Raw genomic sequence first — 26,766 nt, 5'->3', positions numbered from 1 at the left:
CGGCGTGAGGCGGAGCCGGCACACGCCGGCCGGCGTTTCCCAGGCGCGGTCCGACGACGCGCTTCCAGGCCGGCGAAGGGCGGGAGTCGCGGCTCCTCACCGGTGGGCGATGACGGCGACGGGCGCACGGGAGTGATGGAGAACGGCGTGGGTGACGGGCCCGATGTGCGCGCCCAGGGAGGACTGACGGATGCGACGCCCCACGACGACGAGACCCGCCTCGGCCCCGGCCTTCAGGAGTTGCTCTGCCGCGTGGCCGGCCGTTGCCCGTGCGACCACGTCGACGGACGGGAACCTGTCCTGCCAAGGCTGCAGCCTGTCGTCCAGACCGACGGTCATGCTGTCGCCCATCTGCTCGTGCAGGCCCGGATCGTACACCGCTCCGTACCCGGTGAGGGGCGGAAGCGTCCAGGAGAGCAGCGCACGCAGAGTGCATCGTCGACGTGATGCCTCCTCGAAGGCAAAGTCCAGGAGTGCGTCACACGGGCGGCTGATATCGACGCCGACCACCACGTCCCGGTCCGTGTGCAGGCCTTCGGCGTGTGGCAGGGCGTCCTCGTGCGCACGTACCAGAATCACGGGCCGCTCGGTCGCGTGGATGACACCCATGCCGACCGAACCGAGGATGAACCCGGTCAGGGTGCCGAGCCCCCTGGAGCCGAGAACGAGCATGGCCGCCGAGGCCGCTGCGGTCGCGAGCGAGACGGCCGGCCGGCCGTCGATCGATCGGGCCCGGACCTCCAGCCGACCATGCAGGTCGCGAAGCTCGTGCGTCGCGTCGCGCAGGAGCGCCTCGGCCCACTCACGGCCGACGGCAGTGCCGGTGGCCGGAACACCGAGGGGGGACGACCAATCCGCGGCATGGACCAGATGCAGCGGCACGTCGCGCAGAAGCGCCTCGCGTGCGGCCCAGTGAGCCGCTGCGACACTTTCCGCCGACCCGTCCAGACCGACGACGATGCTGGGGTTCATGGCAACTCGTCTCCTACGGACGCAGACACGCGCGGCGCCTGCTGTCCTTGAACGGTCCGTTCCCGGGAGCCGCACCGACCACACAGGCCATCAGCTCACGTACGTCTCGATGTCTCACTGTGTACTCCCGCCGTCCGGTGCTCTCTTCTGACCGGCCGACAGGTCGTCCTCCTCGTAGTCGAGGCGATCGATCACCTCCACGACACCGTCGACGCTCTGGCACATCCGCAGGATGACGGGAACGAGGCTGCTCCGGGGCACGGTGCCGCTGAGGGTGACCAGACCGTCGACGACTTCCACGGTCAGGGCCGACGGGCTGAGCCGGAGTGTGCAGGTCAGCACATCCTCAAGAATCTCCTCCTGGATCGCGTGATCCTTTCGCAGGAACAACTGGAGGAGGTCGCTGCGGGCGACTATCCCGATCAGCCTGTCCTCGGCGTCGACGACCGGCAGTCTCTTCACTCCGTGCATCTCCATCACACGAGCAGCACGGACCGCACTCCAGTCGGGGCCGGCGGTGATCACAGGGCTGGACATGAGATCGACTGCGGTGGGCGTACCACCTCCGGCGTTGCGGCGACGGAGCAGATCGGCCTCGGAGACGATGCCCACGGGATGCCTGTCGTCGTCCAGCACGGGCACGGCCGTGATACCGAACTCGTCCAGAAGCCTGGCGATCTCCTTGAACGCTGTGCCTCGCTGCACGCTGACGGCTGTGGGCGTCATCAGATCCGCGACGCTGCGATGCCTCATCGTCGCTCACCTTCGCGTGGGACTGCCGACGTCCAGCCGGACCGCGACGTCCACGACTCCGGGTACGCCTCGCGCAACACGGACGAGCACGTCGAACAGCGAGGCATCCGGGATGGAACCGTCCGGATGGACGACGCCGTTGGACACGTGGACACGTACAGCCGCCGATTCGTCCGGGGTCAGGTGAGCCATGACGACTTCGCGCAATTCCTCGGCGATGTCCTCATCCGAGCGAAGGCAGACCTTCAGCAGGTCGCCCCGGCTGACCCCACCGGCCAGCCGCCCGTCGCCGTCGACGACCGCGAGCCGCTTCAGGTTGTCCCGCGCCATGAGACGGGCGGCTCCGGCCCGGGCCGCGTCGCGCGTGACCGTTACCGCCGGCGCGGTCATGAGCTGTCCGGCGGTAACGGCGCGCGGCACGTCCACCCCCTGCGCTTTCGGTAGCAGGTCCGCCTCGGACACCACACCGGCGGCCCACCCGTCGTCCGCTACGACCGGCAGCGCGCTGATACGCCACTGCCGCATGGACTCCACGATGTCCTTGAACGCCGCTCCGCGGTCGACCGAGATCACTGCGTGGGTCATCACGTCGTTGACGGTGCGCAGGCGCTTCATGATTCCTCCCGGGGAGGGGCGCTCATACTCCGAGCGTGGGCACCGGCATGCGCACGGGGTAGGGCCTTCCGGGGTTCGCCGTGGGCTGTTCGGCCCCCGGGAGCATGCGCGGGGATCCACGAGCAGCGGGGGAGGGCCTTTTCCGCACCGTGGTGCGGAAGGGCAGCTGCCGAATCGGCGTGCGGCTCAGGTCCGAGCGCGGAGGACCGTGGGCATCCGGTGCGCGCGGTGCGGTCCGCCCAGCACCGTCGCAGCGCTCCGGCCCGCCGACCGAGCATGAGCCGCGATGGTGCCCAGCCACTCCCGGCGACCGGGCCGTCGGGCGATTCGCGGGTCACCACATGGGGTGGGCTGTCCGCTCCGGGGGGGGGGAGGGCACGCCGCAGCGCGAGAAGGACATGGGGCGCAGGGGTGACAGGGCCCTTCGGCCCCCGCAGGGTCCTGAGCGGCCCTCTCGCAACTCGGGGTCACGGTGCCAGGGTGGGATTGCACCGGCAGCTCCGGTGAGGAGGAACCATGAATTCCAGCGACAGGGGTCGCCCGGCCCTCGGAGCACTCGTAGCCGGGGTGGACGGCTCCGAGCCCGCCAAGCGGGCAGCGCTATGGGCTTCCGAGGAAGCCCTACGGCGTGATCGTCCTCTGCACCTCGTCTACGCGGCCGACACGGACAGCCGGATGCTCTACGCGTCCATGGAAACCATCGAGGAGGTTCGGCACGCCGGTCGAGAGCTTCTCCAGGAGACCGCTGCCATCGTCGCCGAGCGCTACCCCGGCCTGAAGGTGACGAGGGAGCTGAGCCGCCGTGAGCCCGTTGCGAGCCTGCGCAACGCGGCGGGAAACCACGGCACGATCGTTGTGGGCAGCCGTGGCCTCGGAGGCTTCAACTCGCTGATGCTCGGCTCGGTCGGTCTGAAGGTTGCTGCGGGTGCCAGGACGCCGGTGGTCGTGGTGCGCGGCGCCGAAGGAACTCCCGCGGCGGACGTCGTGGTGGCCGCCGTCCACGACGAGCACGACCTGGACTGTGCACGCCACGCGGCGAGTGAGGCGGAGCTGCGCAAGGCGTCGCTGCGACTTCTGCACGTATGGAACGTGCTGGAGTCGGTCGGAACTGTGGTGACGATGCTCGATGCCGTGGACGACGTGGCTCAGAATCATGTTCGCATGGTGATGGGAGTCGCGGACCTTATCCGTGCCGACTTCCCGGGACTCGCGGTGGAGGCGGAGGCGGAGAAGGGCATCTCCGCCGCCGGTGTGCTGGTTGCTGCGACTCGACACGCGGATCTGCTGATCATGGGTGGGCGACGCTCGCCCGGGTACTTCGGCCCGACGCTCGGCCGGGTCACCCACAGCCTGCTGCACCATGCGAACTGCCCGGTCGAACTGATCCCGCGCCCTGGCAAGCGGACGGCGGGTGAGCCGCAATGAACAGTGAGGAAGACAGGAAATCGTCGTAGGCGTCGACCTGGTCCGCGAATGGCATCTGGCCCTGGTCTGGGCTGCGGACGAGGCTCGGCGCCGAACATTGCCGCTATGGCTCGTGCTTGCGGTCCCGCCGCGCCACGACACCGATCCGGCGGACCTGGGACGCATCCGTCCAGGGACCTGCCGCACGGCGCACTGCAGCAGGCGTCGTTTCTGGCCGCTCGCGGCTTCCGCGTACTCGCTGTGGCCTCGGCCGTGGGCGACGACCAACCGATCGGCGCGGCCGCAGTCTGCAGAGCGTCCTCTTCCTCGCCCTGCCCGGCGCCCGGTTGGGCGTGGTCCTGGGCCTTCGCACACACCTGCTGACCCGTCAGAACGTCTGTCTCCCGGCGTCCGCGACGCTGTCCGCCCTCCTGGCGGCGGCTGCACGCTGCCGGCGAGATCGCCACCCAGATCTACGTCGAGGCCCGAAGACACCTCGATGACCACCCACCGAATCCATGATGACGAGACCACGCGGACGGCGGACGCCGCTGATGGTCAGCTCCCGCGCAACCGCGCCTGAACGCCATTCAATGAGGGGTGTCGGTGTCGTCGACGACGTACTGCAGGTGCTGTGCCACGTGAATCACCCCGTCGACGGTGCGGCAGAGTCGTTCGATGACCGGGATCAGGGTCTTGAAGGGCACCAGGCCCCGCAGTTCGACGTGACCGTTGGTCACCTCGACGGTGATGGCGGCAAGGTCCTGATGCAAGATCCGGTCGAGTACATCGCCAGTGATCTCATGACGGATGGCGTCGTCGTCGCGCAGAAAGATCCTGAGCAGATCTCGGCGGCTGACGATACCCACCAGGGTGTCGGTTTCATCCACGACCAGCAGTCGCTCGACCTGCTGTGCTTCCATGAACCGGGCCGCTTCAGCTGCGGTCCAGGCAGGTCTCGCGCACATGGCGGGAGCCGACATGAGCTCCTCAGCTCGTGTGCTCTCGGCTTTTCCGCGCTCCCAAAGATCCGGGTGGGGCGGTGGCGGGAAGTAATCTCCCTGGTCGGCCGACTTCGGCAGCAGGTCGCTCTCCGAAATTACTCCGAGTGGGTGCCCGGCCGAGTCGGTGACGGCGACAGCCGACAGTTGGTGCTCCTCAAGCGTTCGGACGATGTCCTTGAACGTGGCGTCTCTGGGGACTGTGACGACGTCGTGGGTCATCAGCTCGGCCACTTCTCGATGTTTCACCGTTCGCTCCAAGTTCTCGGCGGCCTCTGTTGCACTGCCTGGCAGGTCGTCCAGCTGGTACGCCAGCCGGCGGGTCCTGGCCGGAACGGTCGTCAACGGGCCAGTGGTGACCGTGTGAGACTCGTCGGTACCATCGTGCCTTCGAGTAGCGGATCCGCCTCTGGGACCACGGAGCGGTCCGACGGTCCTCCGAGAGGACGGGCAGCGCACTTACAAGCGTGCGCCGCTGCAGCACAGTTTTCACCATGTCGTCCCATGGCGCTCTGCGGCCGACCGAGGCGACGTCATGCGTCGCCACGGCGGGCACAGTGCGCACCGACCTTCATGTGAACTGCTGGACCGCCTTGAGCAGTACTACGACGCCGTTCCCCGCTCCGGTGCCCTGGTCGAGGACTTCGGGTCGCTGACCCTGTTCATACGAGAGGGGCAGGGCCGTCCCTTCTACGCACGTCCGGCCCTGGGATGGTCCGGAGCGGCGAGCGCCGCCGATGTGAACAGGGTCCGTGCTCGGCAGCGGGAACTGGGCATCCCGGAGAGCTTTGAGTGGGTCGCCGAGACCACGCCCACGCTGCGGGCTGCGGTCGAGCAGGCGGGGCTCGTGGTGCACGAGCACCCCTTGATGGTTCTCGGCCCCGGCGTACCGACTCCCGAGGTGGCCGGCGGTGTGCTGGTCCGGGTCGTGGGGCCGGACGATCCGGTGCTACCGAGCGCCCTGGTCGTTCCTCATCTGGCCTTCGCGGAATCCGGCATCGGTGTCGGTACCGCCGGCCTGGCGGAACTTGGCGAGGCGGTGCGGGCCCGTGCCGGTGACGGGTCGGTGCAACGCGCGGTGGCACGCATCATGGCCGGCCTGACGTGCGTTGCTGCCGCGGTGGAGGACACAACGGCACTGTGTGCCGGTCAGCACCGGCCGGTCGGCGCGGTCAGCGAGATCGTCGGGGTGGGAACTCTGCCGACCGCGCGCCGCCGTGGTCTTGGGCAAGCGGTCACCGCAGTGCTGGTGGCCGACGCACGATCGCGAGGCGCCGAGACTGTCTTCTTGTCCGCGGGCGACGACGAGGTCGCCCGGATCTACGCCCGGCTCGGCTTCCGCTCTGTGGCCACGGCACTGATCGCCGAGTCCGTCGAGTAGCGACTGGCAGGCGCCGTCGCCCATGACGCGGCGCTTTGTTCTTCACTCGTCGCGTCCGCGACCCAACCCCGCGGTCGTCAGACGTAAGGGTGGACCCACTGCGAAATCGACCGACGCAGGACCATTGACGCTGCCCGCTGTCCGCGACTACGTTCACGCCAGCATTCCGAACGTGTGACGAAATACCGAACAATTCCGGGGGCAACTGTCTTGCGCATCACGGGATTCACCACCCACGTCGTCGGAGCGCTCGGGCGCAACCTCGCCTCGGTACGGGTCCACGCCGGCGAAGGTGTCACCGGCGTCGGCGGTTCCCGCGCGCTCGGCCGCACCGGCGTGCCGTCCAACTCCCTCGGGGAGGTCTGGATCAACCGCATCGCCGGTTGCGACCCGTTCGTGGCCGAGGGCTTGGTGCGTGAGCTGGAGTGCGGCGATCGCGGGCGGCCCGGCGAGATCGTCATGTCCTGTATCGCCGTGCGGCGGGCGGTGTTCGATCCGTGGGCGGGCGGCCCATCCGGTCGCGTCCCGGCCGGAGGTGAGGACCGTCTTCGGCGCACTGTCGCCCGCCTGGGCGCATGCCGTAGGGGGCGCCGGTTCCCGTCCGCTCGCCTTGTACCGCTCGTCACGCATGAACGCGCGCCGGAGGAGTTCCCGCGCGCCGTCGGCCCGGTGGGCAGGGGTGATCCCGAGGCCGGCAAGGTCCTGCTGTGTCCGTCGTGGCAGTTCCGTGCCGTTGTTGCCGAACCTCGTACGAAATATCGAACAATCATGGGGAGTCACGTGACCACCGCCTCAGGAGCCCGCCGTCCCGGCGAATCCGCCCTCGCCGCGCTCGGCCTCGCCGCGCCCGCCGACATCCCTGCCGACTCCTCCGCGCACGCCTTCCCCGACGGCGGCACCTGGCGCACCGAGATCCCCTCGGTGGAGGGCCCCGAGGCGCTCGCCGTCGTACTGAAGGAGTCCTCGCGGCTCGATGTGCCGGTCCACCGCATCAGCCAGGGCAGCGGTGTCTGGATGCTCACCGACGCCGAGATCACCGAGATGGTGGAGGCCTGCGCCGAGCGCGACATCGAACTCTGCCTGTTCACCGGCCCGCGCGGCACCTGGGACATCGGCGGCTCCACGCGTACGGACTCTGGAGGCGCCGGCCTGCGCGCTCGCGGCCATGACGCACTCGCCGGATGTGTCGAAGACGCCTTGCGCGCAACGGAGTTGGGGGTCACGTGCCTGCTCGTCGCCGATGAGGGCGTGCTCTGGACGCTCCACCGGCTGCGGGCACGGGGCATGCTGCCCGCCGACACCACCTTCAAGGTCTCCGCGCTGATCGGGCCGGTCAACCCGGCCTCCTACACGGTGTACGAACAGCTCGGCGCGGACTCGATCAACATCCCCTCCGACCTGACGCTCGCCCACTTCACCGAGATCCGGCGGGTCTCCGCGACCCCCATGGACCTCTACATCGAGGCCCCGGACGACCTCGGCGGTTACGTCCGGATGTACGAGGCGGCCGAGCTGATCCGGCGCGGCGCCCCGATCTATCTGAAGTTCGGGCTCTCCAAGTCCCCCGGCATCTACCCCTACGGCGCGCAGTTGCGCGACCACACCCTCAGCACCGCGCGCGAACGTGTCCGCCGCGGCCGTCTTGCGCTCGACCTGCTGGCCCGGCACGGGGCCGAGAGCGGAATGTCGCCGCTCGGCTCCCGGCTGCCGGGCACCCTTCGCCGCTTCCCCGTTCTCGACGATGAGACCAACAAGGACTGATGACCATGAAGATCCGTACCCTCACGACGGCTGCCGTCGCCTCCCTCACCCTGTGCCTCTCCCTCACCGCCTGCGGCCAGAGCAGTTCGGGCGGCAGCAAGGACACCGGCACAGCGAGCGCCAAGGGCGGCACCGTGGGCATCGCCATGCCGACCCAGTCCTCCGAGCGGTGGATCGCCGACGGCAAGAACGTGGTCAAAGACCTCCAGGAGGCCGGGTACAAGACCAAACTGCAGTTCGGTGAGGACGACCCCGACACCCAGGTCTCGCAGATCGAGAACATGATCACCCAGGGCGTGAAGGCTCTGGTCATCGCGGCCATCGACAACAAGTCGCTGAACAACGTGCTGCAACAGGCCGCGGACGCCCACATCCCGGTGATCTCCTACGACCGGCTCATCCTCGGGACCGAACACGTCGACTACTACGCCTCGTTCGACAATGAGAAGGTCGGCAGGCTCCAGGGCACATACATCGTGGAGAAACTGGGGCTCGCTGACGGCAGCAAGAAGGGTCCTTTCAACATCGAGCTGTTCGCCGGCTCCAACGACGACAACAACACCCAGTACTTCTTCAACGGCGCGATGAAGGTCCTCCAGCCGTACATCGACAAGAAGCAGCTGGTCGTCAAGTCCGGCCAGACCAAGCTCAACCAGGTCACCACCCTGCGCTGGGACGGCGGCACCGCGCAGAAGCGCATGGACGACCTGCTGACGTCCTCGTACACCTCGGGCCGGGTGGACGCCGTGCTCTCGCCCTACGACGGCATCTCGATCGGCATCCTGTCCTCACTGCGCTCCGACCACTACGGCACGGCGAGCAAGCCGTGGCCGGTCGTCACCGGACAGGACGCCGAGGTCGCCTCGGTGAAGTCGATCACCAAGGGTGAGCAGGACCAGACGGTCTACAAGGACATCCGCAAGCTCGCCGAGGTCGCCACCAACATGGTGGACGCGGCGCTGACGGGCAAGAAGCCCGAGATCAACGACACCACCTCGTACAACAACGGGAAGAAGACCGTTCCTTCGTTCCTCCTGCAGCCCGTGAGTGTCGACAAGAGCAACTATGCCAAGGAGCTCATCGACACCGGCTACTACACGACCGACGACCTCAAGTGACCCACCGGGTCCAGCAGTCCCATCGGTAGCGGCAACGCAGATCAGAAAGGCACGACCATGGCGGGACCCGTCCTGGACATGCGCTCGATCGTCAAGACCTTCCCCGGAGTCAAGGCGCTCTCCGACGTCTCCCTGACCGTCCGCCAGGGCGAGGTCCACGCCATCTGCGGGGAGAACGGCGCAGGCAAGTCGACCCTCATGAAGGTCCTCTCCGGCGTCCACCCGCACGGGAGTTACGAAGGGGAGATCCTCTTCCAGGGCGAGCCCTGCCGCTTCAAGGACATCAGGGCGAGCGAACAGCGCGGCATCGTGATCATCCACCAGGAGCTCGCCCTGGTGCCCTATCTCTCCCTCGCGGAGAACATCTTCCTGGGCAACGAGCACGCCAGGCGCGGCGTGATCAGCTGGCGCGACACCCTGCGGCACGCCACCGAGCTGCTCAGGCGGGTCGGACTGGGCGATCACCCGGAGACCCGGGTCGCGGACATCGGCGTCGGCAAGCAGCAGCTCGTCGAGATCGCCAAGGCGCTGTCCAAGGAGGTGAAGCTGCTGATCCTCGACGAGCCCACAGCCGCGCTCAACGACGAGGACAGCGGCAAACTCCTCGACCTCATCCTGGAGTTGAAGACCCAGGGCATCACCTCGATCATCATCTCGCACAAGCTCAACGAGATCGAGCGGGTCGCCGACTCGGTGACCATCCTCCGTGACGGCCGCTCCATCGAGACCCTGGATGTGAAGGCCGCTGAGACCACCGAGGAGCGGATCATCAACGGCATGGTCGGCCGCGACCTGGAACACCGCTTCCCCGAGCGCACCCCGCATGAGACGGAGGCGGGCCGCGCCCCGGCGCTGGAGATCCGTGATTGGACCGTACGACACCCGATCGACCAGCAGCGCAAGGTCGTCGACTCGGTGTCGATCCAGGTGCGCAGGGGTGAGATCGTCGGCATCGCGGGCCTGATGGGCGCGGGCCGCACCGAGCTCGCGATGAGCGTCTTCGGCCGCACGTACGGGCGTTACGCGGGCGGCACCGTCCTCAAGGACGGCAAGGAGATCCGTACGAAGACCGTCCCCGAGGCGGTCGCGCACGGCATCGCGTACGTCACCGAGGACCGCAAGCACTACGGGCTCAATCTCATCGACACCATCACCCGCAACATCACCCTGAGCGCCCTGCCCAAGGTCGCCAGCCGCGGGATGGTCGACGAGCACGGGGAGCGCAAGGTCGCCGAGGGCTTCCGCACGAGCATGAATATCAAGGCACCGAACGTCTTCGAGCGGGTCGGCAGGCTCTCCGGGGGCAATCAGCAGAAGGTCGTCCTCAGCAAGTGGATCTTCGCGGGCCCCGATGTGCTGATCCTGGACGAGCCGACCCGCGGTATCGACGTGGGCGCCAAGTACGAGATCTACACGGTGATCGACACGTTGGCCGCCGAGGGCAAGGCGGTCGTCTTCATCTCCTCCGAGCTCCCCGAGCTGCTCGGAATGTGCGACCGCATCTACACGATGGCCGCCGGCCGGCTCACCGGGGAAGTCGCGCGGGCCGAGGCAACGCAGGAAGCGCTGATGCGCCAGATGACCAAGGACAAGAGGGAAGAGCGATGAGCGCGAATCTGACCGCCAGGACCACGACGGCGGCCCCGTCCGGCGGCGGCAAGGACAGGACCCGGGACAGCCTGCCCCAGCTGATGCTGGACGGACTGCGCCGCAATATGCGCCAGTACGGCATGCTGATCGCCCTCGGCCTGATCGTCGTCCTGTTCACCGTCTGGACCGACGGCGACCTGCTGCTGCCGCGCAACGTCTCCAACCTGGTCCTGCAGAACAGCTACATCCTGATCCTCGCGATCGGCATGATGCTCGTCATCATCGCCGGCCACATCGACCTGTCGGTCGGCTCGCTCACCGCGTTCGTCGGAGCGGCGGCCGCGGTGTTGATGGTCGACCACAAGATGGCCTGGCCGCTGGCTGTGGTCCTGGTGCTGCTGCTCGGTGCCGTCGCGGGAGCGATGCAGGGCTACTTGATCGCGTATCTGGGCATACCGTCGTTCATTGTCACCCTCGCCGGAATGCTCCTCTTCCGAGGTCTGACGGAGATCTTCCTGAAGGGCCAGACGGTAGGCCCGTTCCCGGACGGCCTGCAGACGGTCGCCAACGGCTTCCTGCCCGCGGTCGGCCCGGACACCAACTACCACAACCTCACCCTGTTGCTCGGGCTCGTGCTGATCGCCTTCGTGGTCTACCAGGAGGTGCGAGACCGCAGGCGGCAGCAGGAGTTCACCCTGGACGTCCTGCCCGCCAAGCTGTTCGCCCTCAAGCTGACGGCGCTGATCGCCGCGGTGGTCACCGTCACCATGCTGCTGGCCAGCTACAACGGCGCACCGGTGGTGCTGCTGATCCTCGGCGTCCTGGTCGTCGGCTTCGGCTATGTGATGCGCAATGCGGTCATCGGCCGTCATGTGTACGCGATCGGCGGGAACCTCCCGGCGGCCAAGCTGTCCGGTGTCAAGGACAAGAAGGTCGTCTTCCTGGTCTTCCTGAACATGGGGATGATGGCCGCCCTGGCCGGCCTGGTCTTCGCGGCGCGTTTCAACGCGGCCTCCCCCAAGGCCGGAATCAACTTCGAACTCGAGGCGATCGCGGCCTCGTTCATCGGCGGCGCCTCCATGAGCGGCGGCGTCGGCACCGTGCTGGGCGCGATCATCGGCGGTCTGGTGCTGGGCGTGCTCAACAACGGCATGAATCTCGTCGGGGTCGGCTCCGACTGGCAGCAGGTCATCAAGGGCCTGGTGCTGCTGGCGGCGGTCGGCTTCGACGTGTGGAACAAGCGCAAGGTCGGTTCGTAACGTCTCAGAGAGGAGCCGCACGCCATGGGTACGAGCAGACGCACGGTGTGAGCGGCGGCCGCGGCCGCCGGGCCGGCGGCGAGCACGTTGGTCGCAACGGCCCACGCAACGGCCCACGCAACGGCCCACGCAACGGGTAAGCACGGTGTACCGGTGAAGGAGCTCTTCGGGAAAGTCGCCGAGGCCGAACCCTGCTTCCACCGCGGCATGAACCGCGCTCCGCGCAGCGGCTTCGTCGGCGGGCGGCCTCCCCGGGCTCAACCCGCGGTCCGATTCAGGTCCAAGCGGATGTCCACCACGCCCTCGACCGCTCGGATGGCCCGGGCGAGCAATGGGATGAGCGTGCGGTCGCGCACCGTACCTCCGAGCGTGACTACGCCGTCGACGACGGATACGGTCACCGCTCCTCCGGGCTGGGACACGTCTGTGACCGTGCGTCGGATCTCGTCGGCCAGGTCTTCGTCCGAGCGGAGAAAGACCTTCAGCAGATCACTGCGGCTGACGACTCCCTCCAGCAGTCCGACTGCGTCGACCACGGGAAGCCGCTTCACGTGACGCTGGGCCATGATGCGTGCTGCCTCTGCTATGGGGGCGTCAGGGTGGACCGTCACTGCCGGGCTCGACATCAGCTCCTCCGCGCTCACGGCGCCCGCCTTCACCCTGTCTGCCAGGGGCAGCTCCGCCCGGGTCGGGTCGTCGATCCGGGACTCCTCCTTGGGGAGCAGATCGGCCTCCGAGACCACGCCGATCACTCGTCCCTCGCCTTCGAGTACGGGAAGAGCGCTCACCTTCCACTCTTTCATCAGTTCGACGATTTGCTTGTAACTGGCCTGTCCTCCCACCGCGATGGCGGTGTGGGTCATGACATCGCTGACCGTGTGTGGTGAATCAGCCATGGTGGTCTCCTCACGGGTGCCCGTCCGACCGGGACGGCGGATCAGGTGACAGGGGGCATCCCACTACCGTGCGGTGCGTACAGGTCCAGCAGACGCGCCCTGGCGGACTGAAGTCGGTGGGCTATCACCTGGCCGACCCACAGGGCCACGGCAGCGGCCAGTTCCGAGTCCGCTTCGCATGCGAGGCGGACCTGCGCGGCATCGAGTTCGTAGGCGCGCACGGGCGTCATCGCCTCTGCTCCGAGCTGCCACACATACGGGCTGAACAACCACGACCAGCCGACAAGTTCTCCGTGCCCGAGCGACTCGATGACCGCCGGCGGTCCTTTCGGAACGTGAAAATCGAGGCTGACGGTGCCGGTCCTCACGATCCAGAAGTGATCGGCAGGCTGCCCTTCCTCAAAGATGCGTGTCCCCTCCGGGAACGACACTTCCCGGGCGAACTGCATGAGCCGGTCCCGATGCCTGGTGCCGAGCGACCGGATGTTTGGAGTGGTCATGATCTGGTCTCCTCCGCAGGGCGGCACGGGTCGTCGGTGAGAGCGTTGCCGGCGGTGCCTGAGCCGAGGCTGTGCTCCTCTCGGCGCTCTGCTTCCTCGTACGGCGTGCGGGTCCTGCCGGGCCGCTCTCGGGCATAGAGTGCGCCGAATGATCCGGGTTCCCCAGGGGCTCTACGGGGGCGACCTGGGGACCAACCGGCCCTACACGTGAGCCTGGCTTCGACTGTCGGCCGCGCGGACCACCGGCTGTTCGCATGAGGAGTCTGCGCCCTGATGCGGTGGCGAGCAGGGCATTCGGGTAGTCGTCCCGCCGCGTAGTACGGCGGGGCCACCCGAGGGCATGTATCACTCTTATTGTTTATTGCGAATATCGGGTCGAATGTCCAGCACGAGGACCCGGTCATCCCTCCTGGGAAGTCCAGGGGGATGGCACGGTGGCGGCATGGGCATCCGACGACAAGTGGACGAAAGGCGATGACAACGATGGGGCAGCCCCTGGTCGTGGGCGTGGATGGATCGGATTCGAGCTTCCGAGCGGTCGACTGGGCCGTGGAGGAGGCAGCCCGGCACAACCTTCCTCTGAGAGTTGTCTACGCCTCCCGATGGGAACGCTACGAGGGGGCAGGCCTGCATCAGAGCGTCGAGCGCCCTTCCGGGCAAATTCTGGCCGACACCATCGTGGCCGCCGCGGCCACGCGCGCAAGCATCCGTGATCCCGATCTGAAGATCTCCACCGAGGTGCTGGCGGAGGACACGGTCACCGCGCTGCTCGACGAGGCGAACGAGGCCGCGATGCTGGTTGTCGGATCCAGGGGCCGGGGTCAGCTCAAGGAGCTCCTGCTGGGTTCGGTAAGTCTGGCCCTTGCGTCCCGGGCCCACTGCCCTGTCATCGTGGTACGCGGCGACCCGGCAGGGACAGCCGGAGCGCACGGCCGCATCCTGCTCGGTGTCGCGGACGTGTCCCACGGGACGGCCGCCGTGACGTTCGCTTTCCGCGAGGCTGCCACCCGGCACTGTGAGATCGACGCAGTACGCGCCTGGCGTTGTCCCGCGTCGGAAGCGGTCGGCCGGCCGCACGGCAAGGACTCTCCGCCTCACCTCACCTGGGAGATGCGGGCGGCCACCGAGCTTGACCAAGCGCTTGAGGGTTCGATCGAGGAGAACCCGGACGTTGTCGTCTCCCGCTCCGCTGTCGAGGGGCCGGCCCATCAAGTTCTCGTCCGGCGCTCCGCAGCCGCCGACCTCCTTGTCGTGGGTGCATCGCGGCGCAAGGGGCACGTGGGTCTGCAACTCGGCCGGACAGCTCACACGGCGCTCCACCACTCCAGCTGTCCCGTGGCAGTGGTGCCCCACAGTCCGTGAACCATCGCCGAGTCAAGGAGGCGGACGGACAGTGGGCAGGCCCGCGTGGCCTGCGGCGTGTTCACCGATCATTGCCCCTTCCGGGCCTGTTCAGGGCTTCGAGCAAGCGGTCCCCGGGGCGTCCGCGGCGTCCGGTCAAGGCTCGAAAGGCGTCGACCTCTCCTCCACGGCGTACGGTAGGCATACGTCCATGGTCGGCTCGTCCACGCGGGATGGCCCCCGGAACCCCGAGCCGGAAGCGGTCTCAGTCGTGGGCGACGACGGCGACCGGTGAGGTCGCGTGGTGGATCACGGCGTGTGTGATGGAGCCGATGTGAGCACCCAGCAATGAGCGGCGGATCCGGCGACCGACGACGATCAGACCGGCGTCGGCACCGGCGTCCAGGAGCTGCTGCGCCGCGTGCCCCATCGGGGTACGGGCTTTCACCTCGACCGTGGGGAACCTGTCCCGCCAGGGCCTGAGAGCTTTGTCCAGGCCGGCGGCCATGCTCTGGTTGATCTGCGCCGGGACTTTGGGATCGTAGGTCGATCCGTACCCGTAGAACAGCGGGGCCGGCCAACTGTGCAGGACTTGCAGCGGGCAGGCCCGACGCGACGCCTCCTCGAACGCGAACGCGAGCAGGGCGTCGCAGGGCCGGCTGATGTCGACACCGACGACTACGTCGCGCTGGGTGTGCTGTTCCGTTTCGTGAGGCAGCGCGTCCTCTCCGCTGCGTACGAGTACCACGGGCCGCTCGGTGGCGTGCATGACGGCCATGCCGACGGAGCCGAGTACGAAGCCGGTCACGGCGCTGAGCCCGCGGGATCCCATGCAGAGCATGTCGGCAGTTGTCGCGGCTGCGGCGAGCGCCGCCGCGGGTGGGCCGTCGACCGACTGCGTGGTGATCTCGAGTTCCGGGTGAGCGCGGCGCAGGTCGTCAGCCAATTCCCGCAGGATGGCGTCGGCCCAGCCACGCCGTACACCAGAAGCCGCTGCGGGAAAGCCGAGCGGCCGCGACCGTTCCTCGGCATGGACGAGGTGCAAGGCCGCATCGCGCAGACGGGCCTCGCGCGCCGCCCAGCGGGCAGCAGCCGCGCTCTCGGGGAATCCGTCGAGGCCGACGGTGATGTGGCGGTCCAAGGCGTCCTCCTGAGTGCGTGGTGTGGGTGTGGCGGAGATTCGTCCGTGCCCATGCCGGGGTGGAAGGGTGGGCACGAGTCCGTCATCGGACCGGCGCGGGTCGCGACCCGCGGCACCGGTCGCAGACCGCCGGTGCCGTGACGGAGGCCGTACGTCAGCGGACGGATACGTCGTCGTCGACGGCGTATCCGAGGTGCTGTGCCACGTGAACCACTCCGTCGACGGTGCGGCACAGCCGTTCGATCACCGGGATCAGGCTCTTGAACCGCACCGAGCCGTTCAGTTCGACACGGCCGTCGGTCACCTCGACGGTGATCGCGCCGGGATCCTGGCGCAAGGTCAGGTCGAGTACGTCGCCGGTGATCTCGTGGCGGATGGCGTCGTCGTCGCGCAGGAAGATCTTCAGCAGATCCCGCCTGCTGACGATGCCCACCAAAGTGTCCGCCTCATCCACGACCAGCAACCGTCTGACACTCTGTGCCTCCATGAGGCGGGCCGCCTCGGCCACGGTCCAGTCCGCCCTGGCGCATACTGCGGGCGCCGACATCAGTTCCTCGGCCCGCGTGCCTTCCGCCTTCTCCCGCTCCTGCGGCTCGGGAGTGGGCAGGGACCGGAGGAAGTCCCCCTGATCGGCCGACTTCGGCAGGAGGTCGCCTTCCGATACCACTCCGAGCGGGTGTCCGGCGTCGTCGACGACCGCGACGGCCGACACCTGGTGCTCAGTGAGTGTGCGCACGATGTCCTTGAACGCCGCATTTCCTGGGACGGTGACGACCCCGCGGGTCATCAGCTCGCCAATGTCTCGATGTCTCACCGTCCACTCCTATCGCTCTGCGGTTCCTTGTACGTCGACCGACATGTCGTCCTGCTCGTACGTGAGCCGATTGGCCACCTTCACCACTCCGTCGACGCTCCGGCACAACCGCAGGACGAGGGAGGACGAGGCTCGAGCGGGGCGCGGTGCCGTTGAGGGGCAGCAGCCGGTCGGTGACCTCGACGGTCGGGGCGGACGTGCTCAGCCGCAGGGAGCGGCCGTGACGCCGAACCCGTCGGGCGTACGGGCGACGTTCTTGAAGGTGGTGCGGCGCTCCGACGCGACGTCTGCGGGCGTCATCATTGCGGCGATCGGCGTTGCCTCGTCGTGCCCCTCCTTCACGCGGGCACTTCGGCGTCCAGTCGAGCCGTGACATCCACGACACCCGGCACGGTGCGTGCGACGCGCACCAGCATGGCCTGGAGCGTGGGGTCGGGGATGGAGCCGTCGAGATAGACGGTGCCCTTGGACACGTAGACGTGTACGAGGGACGAACCCGCCGGTATGAGGTACGCCATGATCAGCTCACGCAGTTCGGCCGCGATGTCCTCGTCCGGCCGGAGGTAGATCTTCAGCAAATCGCCCCGGCTGACGACGCCGACCAGGCGTCCGTCGTCGACGACCGGGAGCCGCTTGAGGTGGCCGCGTGCCATGAGGCGGGCGGCACTCGCGATGGTGGCGTCCCTGGGCACGGTCACGGCGGGTGCGGTCATCAGCCGGCCGGCGGTGACCGCGCGTGATTCGTCGGCGCCCTGTGCCTTGAGCAGCAGGTCCGCCTCGGAGACCACGCCCGCGACCCGCCCGTCCTCGGACAGGACGGGCAGGGCGCTGATGTGCCGTTGCCGCATGATTTCCACGATGTCCCTGAACGGTGCTTGACGGTCGACCGAGATGACGGCGTGCGTCATCACATCGTCGACTGTGCGCAGGTGCTTCATGACCCCTCCGGAATAGTGACTCGGTATCTCCGAGCCTGAGAGCCGGGAATCGGGCCGGGTAGGGTCGTCCGGGGTCGGGTGGGAGCTGTTCGGCCCTGGCGGCCTGCTGCCCGGGGTGCTTTGATGAAACCGACGGAAAGAGTCCTTACCAGGATGCGGAGAAGCGGCTGGCGGCCGTGCACCGCGCAATCGGGATCCGCGAGAAGCGGGTGGGCTCTTTCCGCCCGTGCGTGGAGCGGCTCACCGGTGGCCACGATCGCGGGCCGCGTCAGGAACCACGGCGAGGTCGTCGTCGGTGTACTCGAGGTGCTGTTCGACGCTGACGACACCGTCGACGGACCGGCACAAGCGTTCGATCACGGGACTGCTGGAGCGTTCCTCCGCGCGGTCGTCCAGCCCCACGACCCCGTCGGTCACCGTCACAGTGACGCCGCTCGCCGCCATGCGGAGCGTCCGGCCGAGCACGTCATGGACGATCTCGGTGTCCGCCATGGCCCCCAACTCGTGGCGGGCGCCGGGGGCCGGCTGTTCGGTGGATCCATGGGCTCCCACGTCGGAGTCCTCACCCCGACTGCCCCGCGTCGATGCGCACCCGCCGAGGGCGGCCGATGGCCGGGTACGCCGGGATCAGGGCGACGAAGTGGGCGACGGGTCCGTGTCGTTCGCGCCGGGGGCGGATGCAGGCAGCGGCTGCTGCGCCCAGATGACCTTGCCTTGAGAGGTGTACCGCGTGCCCCAGTTCTCGGCGATCTGGGAGACGAGGAACAGGCCGCGACCCCCCTCGTCCATGGTGGCCGCGTATCTCAGATGGGGTGAGGTGCTGCTGCCGTCGGATACCTCGCAGATCAGGCTGCGGTCACGCAGGAGCCGCACCCGGACCGGCGCGGAGGCGTGGCGGATGGCGTTGGTGATCAGCTCGCTGAGAATCAACTCGGTGGCGAATGCCAGTTCCGACAGGCCCCAGTCGTCAAGTTTCTCCGCGACGGCGGCACGCATCCCGCCTACGGCGGCGGGGTCGAGCGGCACGTCCCATCCGGCGATTTGGTCGGCGCCGAGCGCGCGGGTGCGGGCGACGAGCAGTGCTACGTCGTCCTTGGCCTGGGTGGGAAGGAGCGCGTCGAGCACCGCCCTGCAGTGTTCTTCCGGCGAACGCCCGGGATGGGCCAGGGTCTGGCGGAGCAGCTCCATCCCCACATCGATGTCCCGGGTGCGGTCCTCGATCAGCCCGTCCGTGTAGAGGACCAGCTGAGAGCCCACGGCCAGATCCAGTTCGGCGGTCTTGAACGGCATGCCGCCGAGCCCCAACGGCGGCCCGGCAGGAAGCTCGGGGAACTCCACCGTGCCGTCGGGGTGGACCAGCGCGGGCAGATGATGCCCGGCGCGGGCCATGACGCAGTGCCGGGAGACCGGATCGTAGATCGCGTACAGGCACGTGGCTCCCACGACCCCTGCACCGACGTCCGTGCTCTCCTCTTCCTTGTCGAGGCGGTCGACGAGGTCGTCGAGATGGTCGAGGAGCTCATCGGGCGGCAGATCGAGCGTGGAGAAGTTGTGCACCGCGGTGCGTAGCCGCCCCATGGTGGCGGCGGCGTGCAGTCCGTGACCGACGACGTCACCGACGACCAACGCGACGCGGTTGCCCGACAGCGGGATCACATCGAACCAGTCACCGCTGACTCCGGACTGTGCGGGCAGATAGCGGTGGGCGACATCCAGGGCATTCTGCTCGGGCAGAGCACGCGGCAGCAGGCTGCGCTGCAACATCACCGCCAGGGCGTGTTCGCGGGTGTACCGGCGTGCGTTGTCGATGCTGACCGCGGCACGGGCGACCAGCTCCTCGGCGAGTGACCGGTCCTCCTCGTCGAACTCTCCGGCCTCCCGCGAGCGCCAGAAGTTGGCTATACCCAGAACCACCCCCCGCGCCTGCAGCGGTGTGGTGAGGAGTGAGTGGATTCCGAAGTCGACGACGTTGCCTGTCCGTTCCGGGTCCTGAGCACGCCAGTTGGGTGCGGAGGAGAGATCGGGCACCACCACCGACCGGCCGGTGGAGAATCCACGCGCCTGAGGCGTGGAGGGATGAAAGGAGATGAGCTCGCCGCACGGGAAGAGGGGGTGGTCGTCCCGGATGCCGCTGACGGCGACGCGGCGCATGTCGGCAGCCGTACCGGTCGGCTCCTCCCCGGACAGAACGGGGTCGGCGAGGTCGACCGTGACGACGTCCGCGAAACGGGGGACCGTCATCTCGGCCAGTTCCTCGGCCGTGCGTGTCACGTCCAGGGTGGTGCCGATGCCCACTCCCGCGTCGTAGAGGAGCCTGAGGCGTTCGTTCGTCCTTTCCACCTTGCCCGACAGCGCCAGGAGCTGGGTGGAGTCGCGCAGGGTCGCCACCGTTCCCAGGGTGCTTCCGTTGCGGGCCGTGTGCCGCTGGTTCACCACCAGCATTCGATCTCCGGCCAAGTACATCTCGTCCGTGGCCACGCGGCCGGAGACAAGCAGCTCCGCCGTGGCCGGGTCAAGGGTCTCCAGTTCCTCGACGGGGCGTCCCTGGGCGTCGGGCGGCAGATCAAGAAGCCGTTGGGCCTCGTCGTTCGCCAGCAGGAGCCGACCGTCGTGTCCGACGATGAGCACTCCTTCGCGGACGGCGTGCAGCACCGCGTCATGGTGCTCGTACATGCGGGTCATCTGGGCGGGATCGAGCCCGTGGGTCTGCCTTCGCAGCCGCCTGGCCACCAGCGCGGCCCCACCTGTGGCCAGGGCGAGCGAGGCGCCCCCGCTGGCAAAGATGAGCATCAACTGCTTGTCGACCACGTTGGTGACGTTCTCGACCTTGAGACCGGCGGCCACCAGGCCCACGACCCTGTTGTCGGGAGCGTTGACGGGGACCACCGCCTGGACTTCGTGGCCAAGGGGCCCCTGGACGTCTTCCACGTGGACCTTGCCCGTCAACGACGGTTCGATGGTGCCGACGAATCGCTTTCCGATGAACTCCGGGCGGGGGTGTGTGTAGCGAATCCCGTGCGGGTCCGTCACCACGATGAAATCGAGGCCGGCCAGTTTCCGCGTCTCCTCGGTGAGCGGCTGCAGCACCTTTGAGGGATCGGGAGATTTCAGCGCCTCCACAATTCCCGGAGAGTGTGCGAACGCCTGTGCCGTAGCCACCGAACGGCGCTGCGCCTCCGTCTCGGCGTCGTGCAACGACTGGTGGACCAGCGCCACCACCGCGCCCGCCACAAGCAGGACAATGACCACCGCCTGCAGGATGAATACCTGCCCGGCTACGCTTAGCGGACGCCTGCCGCTCAGTGACCGAGCCGACCCGCTCCGGGATCGGTCGGAATGGTCGACCATGTCGATATTCCTAGCACTTTCTAGCAACGTATGCCCATTGGGTCGCTTATCGTTCGATCGCCGTCGACCGACTCAAAACACCGGACGTCAAGACGCTCCGGTCGGCGACGATGAGATCCGCCTCAGGCCCCTGCTTCAATCGTGCGCCACAGGGTGGGACCGGCCGGGCGCGACACGTTGCGCTCCTCCGGCCCGGTCCAGGCCGCACGTTGGCCCCGGCGTGAAGCGATTCCGCGGGGGCGGCACTCCCGGCGGAGCCCCGTCGGTCCGAGACCGTTCACCCCGGGGTCACCCGTGCACCGGGACGGACGCCGGATTCGGGTCAGCGACCCCCACGCCGCCCGCGCGAAGCCGCCGGTCTGCTGCCGGGGCGGCTCTTCGGCCCGTGACCTGCCGGCGCTGGGGGCACTGACCGTCCGGGACATGCTGCTGCCGGCTGCCGCGTTGAAACGCCGGACGGACCGTACGACGCTCACCGCGCTCACCGAGGCCGGCATATCCGAGGGGATGATCGACACTTCGCTGCGTCCGTCCTGTCGGGTGCGTTCCCGGAGGCGGAGCTGGAGACGTCCTCCCGATTCTTCGACCTGGTCCGGCGGAGCATGGCCCGCGGCAGCCTGTGCCTGCCGGGGCGGGGCATCGGCGCCTGCCCGCGCAGCTCGCCGACGGGCTTCTGCCCGGTGCGCTTGAACTCGAGGCCCCGGTGTACGCCCGCACCGGCGGGGGAGCCGGTGAACGGGCCGCGCGCGTCGTGGTCGTGGCCATCGGACCGCAGGCGCCCGCGGCACGGCTCCCGGGGCTGGAGGTGCCCCGCACACGCACGGTCACCACGTACCACCACGCCGCCGTCTCGCCTCTCGGCGAGCCGACTCTGCTCGTCGACGCCGAGCGGGCGAGCGGGCTCGACAGCGTATCTCCGAGGGCGTACGAGTCCCTCGCCGCTGCAGCCGTCTTCCCCTGGCCGGTGGCACATGGGCCAGGCCGCGGTCTTCCACGCGATGCGGAAGTCGGCGTTCGCCCGTAGCCGGTGTCCGCGACCTGCACCGCGGTCCGACGGCGGCCCGGAGTGACAGGGAGGATCTTGCAGCGGTCGTGCCTCGTACGGTGATCCATGGCCACTGATCCTGACTCCGCTCCACGGCTCGACGACCCTGGAGGTGCCGCTCTGAGCACCGGTGCGGTCGCCCGGCGGCTCGGCGTCGCGGCCACCACGCTCCGTGCCCGGGAGCGGCGGTACGCGATGGGCCCCGTTACTCGGACGGACGGAAAGCACTGCCGGCGGACGCCCGAGGACATCTCCCGGCTGGAGGAAATGTGCCGGCTCACCGCCGAGGGTGTTCCGCCGCGGAGGCGGCGCGCGTCGCGCTCCGGGGTGCGTCCGGCGCGGAGGACGCGCGTACACACGTCGCCGCCGCACCCGCCCCCTCGTCCACGGAGCACCGAGTGCCTTCGCCCGGCGGGCGTACCGCCCTGCCGCTCGGTGACGTCCGGAAGGATTGCCGGGGCCTCGCCCGGGCGGTGATACGGCTCGAAGCACTCGCTGTGGAGGATCTGCTCGACACGGCGATCGCCGAGCACGGACCGGTGACGGCCCCTGGGAGGACGTGTTCGCCCCGACGCTCCACGCCGCAGGGCGCAAGTGGGCCACCACCGGGCAACGGTACGTCGAGGTCCAACACCTGCTGTCCTGGTACATCTCGTCCGCGATCAGCCGCACCCGTGCGGCCCGCGGCCCGACGGAAGCCGCCCCGGTGCTGTCGGTCTGCGCGCCGGGCGAGCAGCACAGCCTCCCGATGGAGGCTCTCGGGGCCGCGCTCGGCGAACGCGGTCTGCCCGAACCGATGTTCGGCCCGGCGCTGCCGGCCGAGGCGTCCTACGAGGCGGTCCGCCGGATCGGCCCGTCGGCGGTGGTCCTGTGGGCGCAGTCCCGCTCGACCGCGGACCGTGCGGTCGTCCAGAGGGTTTCGGGTAGGGAATGGGGTCTGCGCGGAGCCCGGGCCGGCCCTGCCCTGCTGCTTGCCGGACCGGGCTGGGCGAGCTGCCCGCACGTCCCGGGTACCGGGAGGCTGAAGGGCCTGCGGTCGGGCGTCGATGCCGTCGAGGTCCTGATGCGAGGCTGACAGCCGTCATCCTCCGATCCCGAACGCCCCCGATGCTGAGAGCAGCGGACAGCGTCTGCGACAGCTACGCGGGCGTTCCGTGCTTCTGTACGGTGGTCGGCTCCGCGTCGATCGAGCGGCGCAGGGAGTGCAGCGCGCGCCGGAGATGGCCCTTGACCGTGCCGAGCGGAAGACGCATCGTATTGCGCGAGCGTGCTGATTCCGGGACAACGACCCCCGCACCCGGTGATTGCCGGGGCGCGGGGGCCGGTCAGCGGGCCGCCGCAACCGCCTCAGCCGATGCCGACCGGCTCCCGCTCGGTGGGCTGCGGAGTCTCCTCACGGCTGAGGGATCCCGGCCACCACGCCGTCGCGCCGACGTCCCGCACCAGCGCCGGCACCAGCAGCGACCGGACCACCAGAGTGTCCATCAGCACGCCGAAGGCGACGATGAAGGCGATCTGCACCAGGAAGGCCAGCGGGATGACACCGAGTGCGGCGAACGTTGCGGCGAGCACCACTCCGGCGGACGTGATGACCCCGCCGGTGGCGGTGAGCCCCCGCAACACACCCTCGCGCGTGCCGTGCCTGAGCGACTCCTCCCGGACGCGCGACATCAGGAAGATGTTGTAGTCCACGCCCAGGGCGACAAGGAAGACGAAGCCGTACAGCGGCACCGACGCGTCGGTGCCCGAGAAGCCGAGGATCTCTTGGAAGACGAGCGCGGACACGCCGAGCGTGGCGAAGTAGTTGAGTGCCACGGTGGCCACCAGCAGCACAGGCATCAGCAGCGAGCGAAGGAGCCCGACAAGGATCACCAGGATGATCACCAGGACGACCGGGACGATCAGCTTCCGGTCGCGCTCGGCGGTCTGTTGGGTGTCGTACTGCTGGGCGGTGTAGCCGCCGACCAGGGATTCCGATCCGGGAACGGCGTGCACGGCCTCGCGCAGATGTGCGACCGTGTTCTTCGCCGCGTCGCTGTCCGCCGGGTCCTCGAGCGTTGCGGCGATCCGGACTCTTTCGTCGACGACCAGGGGAGCCCCGGCGCCGGGCTCCCGGGAGGCAGCGGTCGGCAGGGCTGACGCCACGCCGTCGGTCTTGCGGGCGGCCTCGGCCACTGCGTCGAGGCTGTTCGCGTCGGCGATGATGACGGCCGGGTTGCCCGAGCCGCCAGGGAAGTGCTTGCTCAGCGTGGCCTGGGCGGCGACGGACGGTGCGTCGTTCACGAAGATCTCGTCGAGCGGCATGCCCTTGGACTCGAGCATGGGGGCGAAGGCCGCGCAGGCGAGCAGGGCTGCCAGTGTCACGGCCCAGACCTTGCGGGGTGCGCGGTCGACCAGCGAGGCGACGCGAACCCAGATGCCGGCCGAATTGCCGCCGGTGGCCGGGCGGGCCGGCCAGTACGCGCTCCGCCCCAGCAGCACGAGCACGGCGGGCAGGAAGGTGAGTGTGGTGAGGACGGCGCACACGATGCCGATGGCGCCGACGGGCCCCAGGGCGCGATTGTTGGTCAGGTCGCTGAGGAGCAGGGCGATGAGGCCGAGCGCCACGGTCGCCGCGCTCGCGACGACCGGGCCCACGGACTTGCGCAGGGCTGCGCGCATGGCGGTCATCCGGTCGCTGTGCCGGCCCAGCTCCTCGCGGAAACGCGCGGTGAGCAGCAGGGCGTAGTCGGTCGAGGCGCCGATGACCAGGATGGAGAGGATTCCCTGCACCTGACCGTCCACCCGGACGATGGCATGGTCGGCGAGGGCGTACACCACAGCGCAGGCGAGCCCGAGCGCGAAGACCGCGCCGATGATGATGACAAGCGGCAGCAGCACGCTCCGGTAGACCAGCAGCAGGATGACCAGCACCGTGGCAAGCGCGACGCCGAGGAGGAGTCCGTCGATTCCCGCGAACGCGCTGGCCAGGTCCGCCTGGCTGGCCGCCGGTCCCGCGATCGCGACTTCGGCGCCGGGCACCTTCGCGGCCGCGTCCGCCAGCTTCTCGAGTGCGTCCGGCAGTTCCTTGCCCAGGTCGGGCCGCAGCTGCACGATGCCCTGCAGGGCCTGACCGTCCTGCGAGGCGAGGGCCGGTGACGGCTCCGCGACCAGCTCGGGCGAGCCCTTGAGCGAGGCGAGGGCGTCGGTGGCCGCCCGGCGCTGATGGTCGCTCACCTTGGCGCCGTCCGCGGCGGTCCAGACGACGATCGCAGGGAGCGTCTCGTTCTGCTGGAAGGATTTCTGCGCGTTGATGACCTTGGTCGACTCGGCGTTCTGGGGCAGGAACGCGGCCCGGTCGTTGGTGGCGACGTCGCCGAGCTTTCCGGCGTACGGGCCGAGGGTGCCGCCGATGCCGAGCCACGCGACGAGCAGGAGGACGGGAACCAGCCAGGGCACGAGCCGGGTGGACCTCAACATTGCACTCCCAGGTACTGGTATGAGCAAGATCTCTCAACCAAAGAGTGTCTCAATGGTTGAAATAAAATGCTCCGACGCCCCCACAAGGAAAGGTGCCACTTTGCTGCGGTGGTTTCTGTGCGGCGCGACCATCCGGATGCAGGTGGCCTGCCGGCCGGCGGCCCACCGCGGGATCAGCGCTCGCGCCGCAGTTGCCCCAGCTCGTCGTTCATCACGGCCAGGAAGCGCAGAACCGTCGACAGCTCGTCGCCGGTGAAACCCTCCTGGGCGCGCGCGGTTGCCGTCGCCAGCGGCATGAAGTGTTCCCGCGCCGATGTCTTGGCGTCAGGCAGGTAGTGCAGGTGCACCACGCGGCGGTCCGCGCTCTCCCGGGCCCTGCGGATGTGGCCCGCGCGCTCCAGTCGGTCCAGGCATGCGGTGACCGCGCCGGAGGTGAGACCCACGTGTTCCCGCAGTCGGCCGGGTGTCAACGGCGATTCGGAGTCCATGATCGCCGCGTGCGCCTGCACGTCGGTGGCGTGCAGTCCCTCATCCGCCGCGAAATCGTGCGCGACGCGGTTGATCTCTCCGTTCATCCGGCGCAACTGCACGGCAAAAGCGTGGAGTTCGCGCCCCTGAACGGACCGGGGGCATCCGCCTCCGGTGTCTTTCCTGTACTCGCCACGTGTTCCAGCCTATCGAGGTCACCGGGTACGGATGGGCGCGTTCGCCGCGACCGCGGTCGACATGACCGACCCGCAGACCGAGCTGGAGACGATTCTGCCCGCCTGGTTCACCCCCGTCTTCCTGCTCGCCCTGGTGTTGGGGACGATCGCCGTCAACGCCATGACCGCCTACAGCTCCGGCCTCGCCCTCCAGGCCGTCGGGGTCCGTATCCGCCGCTCCGGGGTACAGCCTGCCCTTCACCTGCTGATCCGCCGCGCGATGCTGAATCAGCCTTGTCGCACGACGCTGACACGCACCGTGTGTCGCCGTCATGCGTCGCCACCGGATCGGCCGCGCACCGGCCATCGGCCGGGATTCCCTGCCGATTCACGCCGATAATCCGCCACCAATACAGTGCGTTTATTCAGCATTACAGCAAGCGAATACGGCGTCCTCAATATGACGCAGACCACGTGACCCGCACCACTCTTGTGCCGATTCGCGGCATTTGCCGTGTGGAGTGGGCCACGTGACGGGCGTCACTCCGAAGACAAATAGTAGAGCCGCCGGGACCTGTTCCGCAGCCTTGACGGCACTTTTCTCGATTATTTCCGGACCCGGTACGAATCCGGGTAGTAAAGGGTGGGTATTGACCCGGGATTTCCTCTCGATTAACAATTCTTGGCATCGCCCCCCGACGGAAGTGGAATTACCGAATGCAGATCGCCGCAATGCCCAAGAAGTTCGCCCGCATGACCAAGACCAAGAAGATCTCGCTGGGCATG

Annotated in this window: 21 protein-coding genes and 3 pseudogenes; 10 read left to right on the top strand and 14 right to left on the bottom strand. The window is 68.5% G+C overall.

From position 1 onward, the window contains the following. Positions 1 to 96 precede the first annotated feature (96 nt). From AB0I23_RS06910 to AB0I23_RS06900, 3 genes are all read right to left on the bottom strand, one after another. Complete coding sequence (locus tag AB0I23_RS06910) at positions 97 to 972, bottom strand: universal stress protein (RefSeq protein WP_359107556.1); 876 nt, start codon at positions 970 to 972, stop codon at positions 97 to 99. Positions 973 to 1,086: 114 nt separating this feature from the next. Then, on the bottom strand, positions 1,087 to 1,725 hold the full coding sequence (locus tag AB0I23_RS06905) for a CBS domain-containing protein (RefSeq protein ID WP_359107554.1): 639 nt from the start codon (positions 1,723 to 1,725) through the stop codon (positions 1,087 to 1,089). A 6-nt stretch (positions 1,726 to 1,731) separates the two neighbouring features. Further along, positions 1,732 to 2,340: a CBS domain-containing protein gene (locus AB0I23_RS06900; RefSeq protein ID WP_359107552.1), complete on the bottom strand. Its 609-nt coding sequence runs from the start codon at positions 2,338 to 2,340 to the stop codon at positions 1,732 to 1,734. Between the two features lie 516 nt (positions 2,341 to 2,856). Between AB0I23_RS06900 and AB0I23_RS06895 the strand changes: the two genes are divergently transcribed. Beyond that, positions 2,857 to 3,765 (top strand): universal stress protein, encoded by a 909-nt coding sequence (locus AB0I23_RS06895; RefSeq protein ID WP_359107550.1) that lies wholly within the window; start codon positions 2,857 to 2,859, stop codon positions 3,763 to 3,765. 569 nt (positions 3,766 to 4,334) lie between these two features. Here AB0I23_RS06895 and AB0I23_RS06885 read toward each other — a convergent pair. Continuing rightward, the gene (locus tag AB0I23_RS06885) at positions 4,335 to 4,994 is read right to left on the bottom strand and encodes a CBS domain-containing protein (protein WP_359107548.1); all 660 of its coding nucleotides are present in this window, start codon (positions 4,992 to 4,994) and stop codon (positions 4,335 to 4,337) included. Positions 4,995 to 5,280: 286 nt separating this feature from the next. Between AB0I23_RS06885 and AB0I23_RS06880 the strand changes: the two genes are divergently transcribed. From AB0I23_RS06880 to mmsB, 5 genes are all read left to right on the top strand, one after another. Beyond that, positions 5,281 to 6,126, top strand: a complete 846-nt coding sequence (locus AB0I23_RS06880) for a GNAT family N-acetyltransferase (protein WP_359107546.1) — start codon at positions 5,281 to 5,283, stop codon at positions 6,124 to 6,126. 768 nt (positions 6,127 to 6,894) lie between these two features. Then, on the top strand, positions 6,895 to 7,887 hold the full coding sequence (locus tag AB0I23_RS06875; RefSeq protein ID WP_359108005.1) for a hypothetical protein: 993 nt from the start codon (positions 6,895 to 6,897) through the stop codon (positions 7,885 to 7,887). A gap of 5 nt (positions 7,888 to 7,892) precedes the next feature. Beyond that, entirely contained in the window at positions 7,893 to 9,005 is a 1,113-nt protein-coding gene (chvE, locus tag AB0I23_RS06870; RefSeq protein ID WP_359107544.1) for a multiple monosaccharide ABC transporter substrate-binding protein, read from the top strand. Positions 9,006 to 9,062: 57 nt separating this feature from the next. After that, positions 9,063 to 10,613 (top strand): multiple monosaccharide ABC transporter ATP-binding protein, encoded by a 1,551-nt coding sequence (gene mmsA, locus AB0I23_RS06865; protein ID WP_359107542.1) that lies wholly within the window; start codon positions 9,063 to 9,065, stop codon positions 10,611 to 10,613. Then, a complete protein-coding gene (mmsB, locus tag AB0I23_RS06860) occupies positions 10,610 to 11,854 on the top strand; it encodes a multiple monosaccharide ABC transporter permease (RefSeq protein ID WP_359107540.1) in 1,245 nt (414 codons plus the stop codon). The genes mmsA and mmsB overlap by 4 nt, the downstream gene beginning before the upstream one ends. 257 nt (positions 11,855 to 12,111) lie before the next feature. Here mmsB and AB0I23_RS06855 read toward each other — a convergent pair whose 3' ends face one another. Both AB0I23_RS06855 and AB0I23_RS06850 read right to left on the bottom strand, forming a co-directional pair. Next, the gene (locus tag AB0I23_RS06855) at positions 12,112 to 12,750 is read right to left on the bottom strand and encodes a CBS domain-containing protein (protein WP_359107538.1); all 639 of its coding nucleotides are present in this window, start codon (positions 12,748 to 12,750) and stop codon (positions 12,112 to 12,114) included. A gap of 41 nt (positions 12,751 to 12,791) precedes the next feature. Further along, positions 12,792 to 13,250, bottom strand: coding sequence for a Crp/Fnr family transcriptional regulator (locus AB0I23_RS06850; RefSeq protein WP_359107536.1), 459 nt, complete (start codon positions 13,248 to 13,250; stop codon positions 12,792 to 12,794). A 483-nt stretch (positions 13,251 to 13,733) separates the two neighbouring features. Here AB0I23_RS06850 and AB0I23_RS06845 point away from each other — a divergent pair, with 483 nt between their 5' ends. Next, positions 13,734 to 14,612, top strand: coding sequence for a universal stress protein (locus AB0I23_RS06845; RefSeq protein WP_359107534.1), 879 nt, complete (start codon positions 13,734 to 13,736; stop codon positions 14,610 to 14,612). A gap of 244 nt (positions 14,613 to 14,856) precedes the next feature. On the opposite strand, the gene AB0I23_RS06840 is transcribed toward AB0I23_RS06845, so the two are convergent. The 6 genes from AB0I23_RS06840 to AB0I23_RS06815 form a co-directional block, all read right to left on the bottom strand. Beyond that, positions 14,857 to 15,732: a universal stress protein gene (locus tag AB0I23_RS06840; RefSeq protein WP_359107532.1), complete on the bottom strand. Its 876-nt coding sequence runs from the start codon at positions 15,730 to 15,732 to the stop codon at positions 14,857 to 14,859. Between the two features lie 154 nt (positions 15,733 to 15,886). Then, positions 15,887 to 16,546, bottom strand: coding sequence for a CBS domain-containing protein (locus tag AB0I23_RS06835; protein ID WP_359107530.1), 660 nt, complete (start codon positions 16,544 to 16,546; stop codon positions 15,887 to 15,889). A 201-nt stretch (positions 16,547 to 16,747) separates the two neighbouring features. Continuing rightward, positions 16,748 to 16,888 carry a hypothetical protein gene (locus AB0I23_RS06830; RefSeq protein WP_359107529.1) on the bottom strand — a complete coding sequence of 47 codons (141 nt, stop codon included), beginning with the start codon at positions 16,886 to 16,888 and terminating at the stop codon, positions 16,748 to 16,750. Beyond that, positions 16,885 to 17,484 (bottom strand): CBS domain-containing protein, encoded by a 600-nt coding sequence (locus tag AB0I23_RS06825; protein WP_359107527.1) that lies wholly within the window; start codon positions 17,482 to 17,484, stop codon positions 16,885 to 16,887. The genes AB0I23_RS06830 and AB0I23_RS06825 overlap by 4 nt, the downstream gene beginning before the upstream one ends. Positions 17,485 to 17,724: 240 nt before the next feature. Then, positions 17,725 to 18,036, bottom strand: coding sequence for a BON domain-containing protein (locus AB0I23_RS06820; RefSeq protein ID WP_359107525.1), 312 nt, complete (start codon positions 18,034 to 18,036; stop codon positions 17,725 to 17,727). A 75-nt stretch (positions 18,037 to 18,111) separates the two neighbouring features. Beyond that, positions 18,112 to 20,832, bottom strand: a complete 2,721-nt coding sequence (locus tag AB0I23_RS06815; RefSeq protein ID WP_359107523.1) for a SpoIIE family protein phosphatase — start codon at positions 20,830 to 20,832, stop codon at positions 18,112 to 18,114. Positions 20,833 to 21,451: 619 nt separating this feature from the next. Here AB0I23_RS06815 and AB0I23_RS06810 point away from each other — a divergent pair. Both AB0I23_RS06810 and AB0I23_RS41605 read left to right on the top strand, forming a co-directional pair. After that, a complete protein-coding gene (locus AB0I23_RS06810; protein ID WP_359107521.1) occupies positions 21,452 to 21,856 on the top strand; it encodes a hypothetical protein in 405 nt (134 codons plus the stop codon). An 87-nt stretch (positions 21,857 to 21,943) separates the two neighbouring features. Then, positions 21,944 to 22,952: pseudogene (locus AB0I23_RS41605) on the top strand (B12-binding domain-containing protein). 272 nt (positions 22,953 to 23,224) lie between these two features. On the opposite strand, the gene AB0I23_RS06795 reads toward AB0I23_RS41605, so the two are convergent. Together AB0I23_RS06795 and AB0I23_RS06790 are read right to left on the bottom strand one after the other, a co-directional pair. Next, complete coding sequence (locus AB0I23_RS06795; RefSeq protein ID WP_359107515.1) at positions 23,225 to 25,336, bottom strand: MMPL family transporter; 2,112 nt, start codon at positions 25,334 to 25,336, stop codon at positions 23,225 to 23,227. A gap of 173 nt (positions 25,337 to 25,509) precedes the next feature. Next, positions 25,510 to 25,944: pseudogene (locus tag AB0I23_RS06790) on the bottom strand (MarR family winged helix-turn-helix transcriptional regulator); the annotation flags it as partial. Between the two features lie 88 nt (positions 25,945 to 26,032). Here AB0I23_RS06790 and AB0I23_RS06785 point away from each other — a divergent pair. Beyond that, positions 26,033 to 26,221: pseudogene (locus AB0I23_RS06785) on the top strand (nitrate reductase); the annotation flags it as partial. Positions 26,222 to 26,766: the final 545 nt, after the last annotated feature.

The organism is Streptomyces atratus (assembly GCF_040655115.1).
Classification (GTDB): Bacteria; Actinomycetota; Actinomycetes; order Streptomycetales; family Streptomycetaceae; genus Streptomyces; species Streptomyces atratus_D.
The sequence above is the reverse complement of the archived record's forward strand: the minus strand, read 5'-3'. Positions and strand labels throughout refer to the sequence as shown.